Origin of the sequence: Salinivibrio sp. IB282 (genome assembly GCF_001995685.1) — a bacterium.
GTDB lineage: Bacteria > Pseudomonadota > Gammaproteobacteria > Enterobacterales > Vibrionaceae > Salinivibrio > Salinivibrio kushneri.
The window spans coordinates 1-11,603 of the sequence record NZ_MUET01000082.1 but is presented as its reverse complement, the minus strand read 5'-3'; the positions used below and the strand labels follow the sequence as shown (position 1 = coordinate 11,603).

General features: G+C 52.7%; 12 protein-coding genes. All 12 read left to right on the top strand.

Annotation, left to right across the window (positions count from 1 at the left end; genetic code table 11):
• Positions 1–166: 166 nt before the first annotated feature.
• The 12 genes from cydA (at position 167) to nadA (ending at position 10,272) form a co-directional block, all read left to right on the top strand.
• Positions 167–1,750 (top strand): cytochrome ubiquinol oxidase subunit I, encoded by a 1,584-nt coding sequence (cydA, locus tag BZG14_RS13400; protein ID WP_198532066.1) that lies wholly within the window; start codon positions 167–169, stop codon positions 1,748–1,750.
• 11 nt (positions 1,751–1,761) lie between these two features.
• The gene (gene cydB / locus BZG14_RS13395) at positions 1,762–2,898 is read left to right on the top strand and encodes a cytochrome d ubiquinol oxidase subunit II (RefSeq protein ID WP_077459135.1); all 1,137 of its coding nucleotides are present in this window, start codon (positions 1,762–1,764) and stop codon (positions 2,896–2,898) included.
• A gap of 15 nt (positions 2,899–2,913) precedes the next feature.
• The gene (cydX, locus tag BZG14_RS13390) at positions 2,914–3,021 is read left to right on the top strand and encodes a cytochrome bd-I oxidase subunit CydX (RefSeq protein WP_021024361.1); all 108 of its coding nucleotides are present in this window, start codon (positions 2,914–2,916) and stop codon (positions 3,019–3,021) included.
• On the top strand, positions 3,014–3,310 hold the full coding sequence (locus tag BZG14_RS13385; RefSeq protein WP_069361238.1) for a cyd operon YbgE family protein: 297 nt from the start codon (positions 3,014–3,016) through the stop codon (positions 3,308–3,310). The genes cydX and BZG14_RS13385 overlap by 8 nt, the downstream gene beginning before the upstream one ends.
• Positions 3,311–3,540: 230 nt before the next feature.
• Positions 3,541–3,948: a tol-pal system-associated acyl-CoA thioesterase gene (gene ybgC / locus BZG14_RS13380; protein WP_077608970.1), complete on the top strand. Its 408-nt coding sequence runs from the start codon at positions 3,541–3,543 to the stop codon at positions 3,946–3,948.
• Positions 3,945–4,631, top strand: a complete 687-nt coding sequence (tolQ, locus tag BZG14_RS13375) for a protein TolQ (protein ID WP_069361239.1) — start codon at positions 3,945–3,947, stop codon at positions 4,629–4,631. Before ybgC ends, tolQ begins: the two co-directional genes overlap by 4 nt.
• A 3-nt stretch (positions 4,632–4,634) precedes the next feature.
• Complete coding sequence (tolR, locus tag BZG14_RS13370; RefSeq protein WP_046075367.1) at positions 4,635–5,081, top strand: protein TolR; 447 nt, start codon at positions 4,635–4,637, stop codon at positions 5,079–5,081.
• A 9-nt stretch (positions 5,082–5,090) separates the two neighbouring features.
• Positions 5,091–6,149, top strand: a complete 1,059-nt coding sequence (tolA, locus tag BZG14_RS13365; protein WP_077608966.1) for a cell envelope integrity protein TolA — start codon at positions 5,091–5,093, stop codon at positions 6,147–6,149.
• Positions 6,150–6,250: 101 nt separating this feature from the next.
• On the top strand, positions 6,251–7,588 hold the full coding sequence (tolB, locus tag BZG14_RS13360; RefSeq protein WP_108743565.1) for a Tol-Pal system beta propeller repeat protein TolB: 1,338 nt from the start codon (positions 6,251–6,253) through the stop codon (positions 7,586–7,588).
• Positions 7,589–7,638: 50 nt separating this feature from the next.
• Positions 7,639–8,157, top strand: a complete 519-nt coding sequence (pal, locus tag BZG14_RS13355) for a peptidoglycan-associated lipoprotein Pal (RefSeq protein ID WP_077608965.1) — start codon at positions 7,639–7,641, stop codon at positions 8,155–8,157.
• Between the two features lie 33 nt (positions 8,158–8,190).
• Entirely contained in the window at positions 8,191–8,922 is a 732-nt protein-coding gene (ybgF, locus tag BZG14_RS13350; protein WP_077608968.1) for a tol-pal system protein YbgF, read from the top strand.
• 306 nt (positions 8,923–9,228) lie between these two features.
• Positions 9,229–10,272: a quinolinate synthase NadA gene (gene nadA, locus BZG14_RS13345; protein WP_077608964.1), complete on the top strand. Its 1,044-nt coding sequence runs from the start codon at positions 9,229–9,231 to the stop codon at positions 10,270–10,272.
• The last annotated feature ends 1,331 nt before the right edge of the window (positions 10,273–11,603 follow it).

Below are 11,603 nucleotides of genomic sequence, written 5' to 3'. Positions count from 1 at the left end.
ATATAATAACCTTGGTGTTTCAACTGTGTAACATGCAAGCAGTCAATTAAGAAGTGTGTAGCTTTCCCCGCGCCAGCCAGTTGTTTTGACTGCCGTGTTGGGTGAGAGAGTAAAACGAGCGATACGCCAGTATCGGCACCGAAAACGGTGTAAAGGAGTGACCATGATTACCGATATCGTCGATTTATCGCGGCTGCAGTTTGCGCTGACCGCGATGTATCACTTCCTGTTTGTTCCTTTAACTCTGGGCATGGCATTTTTGCTGGCCATCATGGAATCGTTATACGTGATGACCGACAAGCAAATCTACAAAGACATGACCAAGTTTTGGGGCAAGCTGTTTGGAATTAACTTTGCGCTTGGGGTGGCCACTGGTCTCACCATGGAGTTTCAATTCGGAACCAACTGGGCCTACTATTCCCACTATGTCGGGGATATTTTTGGGGCCCCGCTTGCCATTGAAGGGCTGATGGCCTTCTTCCTTGAATCCACTTTTGTGGGCCTGTTCTTCTTTGGTTGGGATCGTCTCAGTAAGCGTCAACACTTGGTCACCACCTGGCTGGTGGCATTAGGCTCTAACTTTTCCGCGCTATGGATTTTGGTCGCCAACGGCTGGATGCAAAACCCCGTGGGTTCAGAGTTTAACTTTGAAACCATGCGTATGGAGATGGTGAGCTTTGCTGATGTGGTCTTTAACCCCGTCGCACAGGTGAAGTTTGTTCACACCGTTGCTGCTGGCTATACCACAGGGGCGATGTTCATCCTTGGTATCAGTGCCTACTACCTGCTGAAAGGGCGTGATCTCGCCTTCGCACGTCGCTCGTTTGCGATTGCTGCCTCGTTTGGCATGGCGGCTATTTTGTCGGTAATCATCTTAGGTGATGAGTCCGGGTACGAGCTGGGCGATGTGCAAAAAGTCAAATTGGCGGCGATTGAGGCCGAATGGCACACCGAGGAAGCGCCAGCGGCGTTCACCGTGGTGGGGCTGCCGAATCAAGAAACCATGCRGACCGATTATGCGATCAAAATCCCTTATGCGATGGGGATCATTGCCACGCGCTCATTGGATAAAGAAGTGACAGGCTTAACCGATTTGATCGCTGAGCACGAGACTCGTATCCGCAACGGCATGCAGGCGTATGCGTTGTTGGAAAAACTGCGTGCCGGCGAGAAATCACCGGAAACCAAAGCCGCGTTCAATGAAGTGAAAAACGATCTCGGTTATGGCCTGCTCCTCAAACCGTACACCGATAAGGTGGTGGATGCGACGGAAGGGCAAATTCAGCAAGCGGCGCAAGACTCTATTCCGCAAGTGGCGCCTTTGTTCTGGAGCTTCAGGATCATGGTAGCCTGTGGCTTTGCGATGCTGTTTATTTTTGGCATGGCGTTCTGGCAAACCTGCCGTCAGCGTATCGATGAAAAACCCTGGCTACTGAAGCTTGCGCTGATTGGTATTCCGCTGCCGTGGATCGCATGCGAAGCCGGTTGGTTTGTTGCCGAGTATGGCCGTCAGCCTTGGGCGGTGGGGGAAATCCTCCCTGTGCATGTCGCGGCGTCTAACCTGGCCGCTGGCGATATTATTTTCTCGATGGTGGCGATTTGCTCGCTCTACACCGTCTTTCTCGTCGCCGAGCTTTATCTGATGTTCAAGTTTGCGCGCTTGGGGCCAAGTAGCCTCAAAACCGGCCGCTACCACTTTGAACAAAAAGGCAATCCAGAAGCGGATTTCAGCCGCCAGATTGAAGCATAAGGAGAGAGAGCATGTTTGATTATGAAATGTTACGCCTGATCTGGTGGGTGCTGATAGGCGTGTTACTGATTGGCTTTACCGTCACCGATGGCTTTGATATGGGGGTGGGCGCTTTGCTTACCCTGATCGGCAAAACCGACAGCGAACGTCGGGTGATGATTAATGCTGTTGCCCCTCACTGGGAAGGTAACCAAGTCTGGTTAGTGACTGCTGGCGGGGCGCTCTTTGCTGCTTGGCCGTTGGTGTATGCGGTTTCCTTTTCTGGTTTTTATATCGCGATGGTGGTCACGCTGGCGGCGCTGTTTTTCCGTCCTATGGGCTTTGACTATCGCTCAAAAATCGATGATCCACGCTGGCGTACCGCGTGGGATTGGGGCCTGGTGCTGGGCGGCTTTGTGCCACCGGTCATTTTCGGGGTCGCCTTTGGTAATCTCCTACAAGGGGTGCCGTTCCAGCTTAGCGATCTTTTGATCCCAACTTACACAGGTGGCTTTTTTGCGCTGCTTAATCCGTTCGCCTTGGTGTGTGGATTGGTGAGCCTGTTTATGGTGGTGTTGCAAGGGGCAACCTGGCTGCAACTGAAAACCACCGATGCGCTGCATGTACGTGCACGTAATGTGGCTCAGCTCTGTGCACTGCTTACCACAGTCCTCTTTGTGGCGGCAGGCTTCTGGGTACAAAATATGGATGGTTTTGTGGTGGTCAGTGATGCGGCGAATCAAGCGGCGTCTAACCCACTGGCAAAAGAGGTCGCACTGCAAAGCGGGGCTTGGATGCGTAACTATCAAGCGATGCCAATTCTCTGGTTAGCACCTCTGGTCGGTGCGGTGATGCCCTTGCTGGCACTGCTGGCGTCGCGTCTTGAGCGCGGCGGCTGGGCCTTCTTGTTCTCGAGTTTAGCCGTGGCGGGCGTGATTTTGACCGCGGGGATCGCAATGTTCCCCTTTGTGATGCCATCGAGCACTTTCCCCGGCCACAGCTTGACCATGTGGGATGCCACCTCTAGCGAGCTGACCTTGTCAATTATGACGATTGTCGCCGCGGTGTTTGTGCCGATTATCTTGGCTTACACCCTGTGGTGCTACATTAAGATGTTTGGTCGCCTAGACGCGCAATATATTGAAGACAACACCCATTCACTGTACTGATTAAGGAGCTTGCATATGTGGTATTTCACGTGGATTCTTGGTGTGCTGCTGGCATGCGCCTTTGGCATTATCAATGCCTTATGGTTGGAGCACACCGAAGCGATGGATCACGACAATGAGTGAGCGCCAACCTGCGCCCTTAGGCCAGCACTTTACTGGCCTTTGGCGGCTGCTCTCATTGGCCAGTGCCCTGTGCTGGGGCGGCCAAGTGATGTGGGCGCCAGAAGCCTTTGCTCAGCGCATGGGTGGGGTGACGTTTCCGATGGGCGTGGGGCTGCTCTACGCGACCTGCGTCGGGGTGATCCATGCCGTCGGTTTCACCGCGCAAGGCAAGTGGAGCCGATGGCTCACCTGGCCGCCATTGGGGTGGGGCGTCTCCCTTCTTTTGCTCGCCTTGATGTGGCTGCGCTAGTTGAGTCAACCGCTCGGTGAGCAAGTGCAAAGTGACAAATGAATGACAAAAGCACCCGAGTGGTGCTTTTTTCATCACTTTAGCGTGAGTAATTGCGCGTTTTTTGCAGCACATCACTTCTCGACCGCTTGATGGGCGACCAATCCGCCAGCCGCGCGGTCTCGGCATTTCTATACATCCACAACTTAGGTATAGTAATTGCCTATCGAAAACCGATCATGGGTAAAGACATGACAGAATCAACGCCGTTTCGCTGGCCCATCCGTGTGTATTATGAAGACACGGACGCCGGGGGAGTGGTTTACCACGCCAATTACCTCAATTACTTTGAGCGGGCACGCACTGAACTGTTGCGTGAGATCGGTGTCAATCAACAAGCGCTCTTTGCCGAGCATACGGCCTTTGTGGTACGCCATATGGACATTGATTTTCACCATGGCGCTCGGCTTGATGACGCGCTGGAGGTTGTCACTACAGTGTCAGCCATGGGGCGCGCCAGCATGACGTTTTGTCAAAGCTTGGTGAATTCTGATCAAAAAGCATTGTGTGCGGCGACGGTTAAGATAGCCTGTGTCGACCCAACAACCATGAAACCCAAATCGATTCCAACACAGATTAAATCGGAGATGATGACGTGACCGCTGAACTTTCCATTCTCGACCTGTTTTTGCAAGCAAGTTTGCTTGTCAAGGGAGTGATGCTGATATTACTGGGTATGTCAGTGGTGTCTTGGGCGATGATCATCAAGCGCTCCAAGGTCATGCAGCAAGCGTTTAGCAAAGCGGAACGGTTTGAAGACAGATTTTGGTCCGGGATCGATCTTTCTCAACTATTCCAAGAAGTGCAAGCGCGCAAAGACAATTTGACCGGCAGCGAGAAGATTTTTTACGCCGGCTTTAAAGAATTCGCGCGTTTGCATCGCAGCAATGACAAAGTGCCTGAAGCGGTGATGGAAGGCACCTCGCGGGCGATGCGTGTGTCGCTATCAAAACAGGTGGAAGAGCTGGAAACCCATCTGCCGTTTTTGGCCACCGTGGGCTCAATCAGTCCCTACATCGGCCTATTTGGCACCGTTTGGGGCATTATGCACGCCTTTATCGCTTTGGGCGCGGTAAAGCAGGCCACGCTGGCGATGGTAGCGCCCGGGATTGCTGAAGCCTTGGTGGCGACCGCAATGGGTCTGTTCGCTGCGATCCCAGCGGTCATGGCGTACAACCGTCTGACGGCTAAAGTGGGCAAACTTGAGCATAACTACATGAACTTTATGGAAGAGTTCTCTAGCATTCTTCATCGTCAAGCGTTTGCGGCAACCCAGGAGTGATCCATGGCGTATCAACCTAAGCGGCGCAAGATGACGGCGGAAATCAATGTCGTCCCCTACATTGATGTGATGCTGGTACTGCTGATTATTTTTATGGTGACCGCCCCCTTCGTGACTCAGGGCGTGGATGTGGATCTGCCACAAACGGCACAAGCGAAAACCGCGGCAGAGCTAGCAGAAGAGGAAGACAGCGGCGCCTTTATCATTGTGGAAGTGGATAAAGACGGGCAACTCGGACTCAGTGTCAACAATGGTGATATGACGCGCGGTTTGAGCTTGGAAGAAATTCTGGTGCGCGTTAAAGCTGAGCTGCAGCTAAACCCCAAATCGCCGGTGTTAGTGGGCGGTGATGGCCGGGTGCCTTATTCAGAAATCATCCTAACGCTTGATGCATTAAACCAAGCTGGCGTGTCGTCAGTGGGCTTAATGACCGAGCCGTACGAGTCGTAGGTGAGGGTGATGAACGAGCCAAACCATCGCGATCAGGCGACCAAAAGCAAGAAAAAAGACTCACTGGTGCCAGCGCTTGCCATTTCCGGCGGGCTACACGTGTTGTTGGTGATTGTGCTGTTATGGGGGGCAGATTTCACCTCAGACGCCAAGCCAACCCCGAAAGCTGGGCGCTCCATTGAAGCTACCGTGATTGATCCGGCCGTGGTCAATGCACAGGCGAAGAAAATTCGTGAGCAACGTAACCAGGCAAAGCGTGAAGAAGCGGAGCGACTCAAACGGTTAGAGCAGCAAGCGAAACGCCTTGAGCAGCAGCGTGAGCAAGAAGAGCAGCGCCTTCGCGACGTGAAGCGACAAAAGCTAGAAGCGGAACGTCAAGCACGGGAAGAGCAAAAGCGGATTGCCGAGCAACAGGCCAAAGCGGAAGAGCAAGCGCGTATTGCCAAGCAAAAAGCCGAGCGGGCCGAACGCGAACGCCAGCGCAAGTTAGAAGAGAAGCGCAAAGCGGAACTCGCGGCGGAGAAAGCGGAAAAAGCGCGGCAAGAAAAGCTCGCTGCGCAACGTAAAGCCGAGGAAGAAGCGAAAAAAGCCGAAGCTGAGCGACAGCGTAAGCTTGCCGAGCGTAAAAAAGCGGAAGAAGAGGCGCGCAAAGCCGAACAAGCGCGCCAAGAGGCAGAACGCAAAGCGCAAGAGGCGAAGCGACGGCAACAAGAGCAAGAGGCAGCGCTGAACGATTTGTTCTCGGGCCTTGAGTCGGAAGCCAGCCAACGGCAAAGCGCACGTGGGCAATTTATTCAAGACGAAGTGGCGCGGTACGGCGCCATTTTTACACAGATGATCCAGCAACGGCTTATCGTAGACGATGGCCTCAGTGGCCAAGAGTGCGTGGTGWATATGCGCTTGTCGCCCACTGGCCTGCTACTTAATGTGGAAGAAAAGGCGGGCAACACGCGACTGTGCCGCGCGACCAAGACCGCGGTGGCGTCTGTGTCCCAGTTTCCAATGCCGGAAGATGGCGATATTATTGCCAAACTACGTGATATCGAGTTGACCGTTAGACCTAACTAAACGACAGGATACCAAACATGATGGAAGTGAGCCCCTGCGGTGGCACAAAGAGTGTGACAAGCAAGAGTCAGGATCGTTTGCGAACATGGCGTATCGCCGCGATGGTGATGCTTTTTGCCTGTCTGTCGATACTGACGCAACCGGCACACGCTGCGCTGAAATTGGTGATCACCGAAGGGGTGAATACCGCGCGCCCGATTGGCGTGATCCCGTTTCAATGGAAAGGGCAAGGCGAATTGCCGGAAGATATTTCTGGCGTAGTCGGCTCTGATTTACGCCGCAGCGGTAAGTTTAACCCGCTGGCGGTCAGCGAGATGCCGCAAACCCCGTATAGCGATACTGACGTAGATTACAACGCCTGGACCTCGTTGGGGGTAGATGCGGTGGTCACAGGCACCATTACTCCCACATCTGACGGTCGCTATCAAATTGATTATCAGCTGATTGATATCGTTCGAGGCCAGCTCACTGGCGGAGACAGTAAAGGCCTAGGTGCCGATGGCAAGCTAGTGCAAACCGATGATCACTTACTCGTGAATAACCGCGCCACAGTCAAAGAGAGCGATTTACGCCGCTATGCGCACCGGATTTCCAATATTGTTTATGAGCAGCTCACCGGCGAAAAGGGCGCGTTCTTAACGCGTATCGCTTATGTGGTGATTGATAAAGAAAACGACTATCCCTACCAGCTGCGGTTATCGGATTACGACGGCTACAACGAGCGTTTGATCCTGCGCTCCAAGCAGCCTTTGATGTCACCGTCTTGGTCACCGGATGGCCGCAAGCTCGCCTACGTCAGTTTTGAWAATGGCCAAGCCGAAATCTTTGTCATGGATATTTACACCGGTGAGCGCGAGAAGATTTCGTCTTATCCGCGTCACAATGGATCGCCACAGTTTTCCCCTGATGGCAGCAAGTTAGCCTTGGTGCTCTCCAAAACCGGTAGCTTGCAGGTGTATACCTTCGATTTGAACAGCAAAAAATTGACGCAAATTACCCACGGGCGCGCCAACAGCACCGAGCCATTTTGGGATCCTGATGGTAACTCGCTTATCTATACCTCTGACCGGGGTGGCAAACCACAGATTTATCGCGTAAATTTAGACGACGGAACTAGCCGACGTATCACGTGGCAAGGCAATCAGAACATGGGTGGGCAACTGACACCGGATGGCCGTCACTTGATTATGGTCAATCAATCATCGTCTGGCTACAACATTGCAAAGCAAGACTTAAACAGCGGGGCGGTGCAAATCCTAACCAAAACCTTGTTGGATGAGTCGCCAAGCATTGCGCCAAATGGCAGCATGGTGATTTACAGCTCGGTATATGGACGTAAGAATGTGTTGTCACTCGTCTCTGTAGACGGCCGCTTTAAAGCGCGGTTACCGGCAACCAACGGGCGCGTGCGTGCACCAGCCTGGTCACCTTACCTGTAGTTTTTAAATTTTAAACAACGTACGCTAACTTTCTAGAAAAGGAAAATAGAATGCAAATCAATAAAGTACTGAAAGGTCTGGCGGTGGCACTGCCGATGTTTACACTGGCTGCGTGTAGCTCACACGATAGCTCAACAGGCAGTGATGCTGGCCAATCAACCAACCAAAATGGCACCACCGTTGTTTCTCCGGTTGACGGCCAAGGCTCAATGACAGAGCAACAAATTCGTAACCAAGAGCTGCGTCAGTCGCAAACCGTTTACTTCAACTTTGACGACTCATCAGTACTGCCACAATACGAAGACATGCTGGATGCCCACGCGACTTACCTGCGTGACAACCCAGCGATGGAAGTAGTCGTTGAAGGCCATGCTGACGAGCGCGGTACCCCAGAGTACAACATCGCACTGGGCGAGCGCCGTGCTGAAGCGGTGTCTAAATACCTACAAGCGTTGGGTGTGCCAGCTAGCCAAATCTCTATCGTGAGCTACGGCGAAGAAAAACCGCTGGTCCTTGGCCAAAGCGAAGAAGCTTACGCCAAAAACCGTCGTTCGGTATTAGTGTACTAATCCAGCCGATAGGTAGTGGAAACGAGTATGAAAATAAACAGTAACTCTGTGCGAACCCTCGCGCTGGCGTTACTGGTGAGTGTGGCAGCCCCCGTGGCTGCCACATCTGCTCCGGTGACAGAAGTAGGGGCGGGTGGCTCTGCCGTTGATCGTCTAGAACGTATGCTACAAGCGCGCAACCAAATGCAGCTGGATATGCAACGCCAACTTGATCAAATGGCGCAAGAGCTAAGCACGTTACGCGGCAGTGTTGAGCGTAACAGCTACGACATCAAACAAATGGTAGAACGCCAACGCGATCTCTATCGAGAAATCGATACCCTAAGAACGGCGAAGCAATCAGCACCTGCAGAGCCTGAAAAAAAGGCTGAAGACAAGTCAGCCGCGAACTACACCGCGGATCAAACTGAAAATGCAGCCTATGAAGCCGCCGTTAATCTGATCTTAAAAGAGAAAGATTACCAAGGGGCTACCAAAGCATTTAAAGCGTTCCTTTCACAATACCCAGAGTCGGTCTACACCGCCAATGCCCACTATTGGCTCGGCCAGCTTTATTTCTCCAAACGTAAGTTTGAACAAGCCAGCCAAGAATTCACGGCAGTCAGTGAGTTTAAAGACTCCAACAAACGCCCGGATGCCTTGCTGAAACTGGGTCTGATTGCACAAAAACAAGGTAACGGCGACCAAGCCAATCAATACTTCCAACAAGTGATTGATACCTACCCAGACTCAACCAGCGCCAAACAAGCCAAAAACGCGATGTAGGCAACAAGGTCCTAGGATCCTAGGGCCTAGGATCTAGGATAATGAATACAGAGCGCTGCGCTTTCAGAAACTAGTAACGAAGGAGAGGCTAGGCGCTTCGCTTCTAGAAACTAGAAAGAGCGTAGAGCGGGCCTAGAATATTTTCTAGCCTCTAGCCTCTAGCCTCTAGCCTCTAGCCTCTTTCCGTATCCCGTAATCTATTCCTAGGACCTAGGCTCTAAGACCTCCGCTCTAGGACTCTAGCTCTACTCACGTTATACTACCCGGACTGGAAGCCCCGGACTGGAAGTAAGCATGAGTAATCCCATGAGCCAAGTGATTGAAACGTCGCAAAGGGTCTACCCCTTTCCGCCGAAACCTGTGGCACTGAGTGACGAAGAGAAAAAACAACACGTTGCACGCATCAAACAATTGTTAGAAGAAAAAGACGCGGTGCTTGTTGCTCACTATTACACGGATCCAGAGATCCAAGCCCTCGCGGAAGAAACTGGTGGATGTGTCGCCGATTCGTTAGAAATGGCCCGCTTTGGCAACCAACACTCGGCAAGTACCTTGATTGTCGCCGGTGTACGTTTTATGGGGGAGACCGCTAAAATCCTCACCCCAGAGAAAACCGTCTTAATGCCAACGCTTAATGCCGAGTGCTCGTTAGACTTAGGTTGTCCTGCCGATGAATTCACCGCGTTTTGTGACGCACACCCAGACCACACCGTGGTGGTGTATGCCAATACCTCGGCCGCCGTCAAAGCGCGTGCCGATTGGGTGGTCACCTCAAGCATCGCGTTAGAGATTGTCGAGCACCTAGACAGCCAAGATAAGCCAATTATCTGGGCCCCAGATCGCCACCTTGGTGCCTATATCGAAAAAGAAACGGGCGCTGACATGGTCTTATGGCAAGGCGAATGCGTGGTGCATGATGAATTCTCAGCCCAAGCGCTGGAAAAAATGAAACACCTTTATCCTGATGCCGCGATTCTCGTTCACCCTGAATCCCCGGCGAGCGTGGTGAAAATGGCGGATGCGGTCGGCTCAACCAGCCAGCTGATTAAAGCGGCACAAACGCTGCCGAACGAAAAGCTGATCGTCGCCACTGATAAAGGCATTTTCTATAAGATGCAGCAAATGGTGCCGGAAAAAGAACTTGTCGAAGCCCCCACCGCCGGCGCTGGCGCCACCTGTCGCAGCTGCGCCCACTGCCCTTGGATGGCCATGAACGGCCTTAAAGCGATTGAAAACGCACTTGAAAACGGCGGCGAAGAGCATGAAATTCACGTTGATGATAACGTGCGCGAAAAAGCGTTAATCCCACTCAACCGCATGCTCAACTTCGCCGCGGAGATGAAGGGGTAACCTCCGACATGGGTGGTTAAAATTGGCGCCGATCGTGACAGGCGCCCGTTGGCAATGTGCACATATCCAACACCTGGCCGGGGCTTGTGTCATCGTCGCCAATGGAATCACCGATATATAAACCAGGCGTAGGTCGGCATAAGCGCCAGCACAGTGCCAATAAGTATCACAATGTGGGCCGCGCGCCCGTTGCACGGCGCCATCGGACATCAAAGCCAAAGATTAATCCCGATGTTAAATTTGGCACCGATCGTGACAGGCGCCCGTTGNACCTGGCCGGGGCTTGTGTCATCGTCGCCAATGGAATCACCGATATATAAACCAGGCGTAGGTCGGCATAAGCGCCAGCACAGTGCCAATAAGTATCACAATGTGGGCCGCGCGCCCGTTGCACGGCGCCATCGGACATCAAAGCCAAAGATTAATCCCGATGTTAAATTTGGCACCGATCGTGACAGGCGCCCGTTGACAATGTGCCTATATCCAACAAAGTCCCGGGGCTTGTGTCACCTACGCCAATGGAATCACCGATATATAAACCAGGCGTAGGTCGGACAAGCGCCGGAGCGGTGTCAATCATTATCACGATATATGCCGCGCGCCTCCGACATTGGCGGTCAAATTTGACAATGATCGTGACAGGCACCCGTTGACAATGTGCCCATATCCAACAAAATCCCGGGGCTTGTGTCATCGTCGCCAATGGGATCATCGATATATAAACCAGGCGTAGGTCGGCATAAGCGCCTTCTCGATCGCGCAAGCTTGGCGTGATTTCCGCCGCGCGCCATCCGACATGGGAGGTTAAATTCGGCACCGATCGTGAATGGAATCATTGACGTTAAAGTATGCGTAGGTCGGCATAAGCGCCAGCACAGTGCCAATAAGTATCACAATGTGGGCCGCGCGCCCGTTGCACGGCGCCATCGGACATCAAAGCCAAAGATTAATCCCGATGTTAAATTTGGCACCGATCGTGACAGGCGCCCGTTGACAATGTGCCCATATCCAACAAAGTCCCGGGGCTTGTGTCACCTACGCCAATGGAATCACCGATATATAAACCAGGCGTAGGTCGGACAAGCGCCAATGCGGTGTTAATCATGAATACCCAAGCCAAAGCGCGCCTCCGACATTGGCGGCCAAATCTGGCACCGATGTTAAATTTGGCACTGAACGTGACAGGCGCCCGTTGACAATGTGCCCATATCCAACAAAGTCCCGGGGCTTGTGTCACCTACGCCAATGGAATCACCGATATATAAACCAGGCGTAGGTCGGACAAGCGCCAATGCGGTGTTAATCATGAATACCCAAGCCAAAGCGCGCCT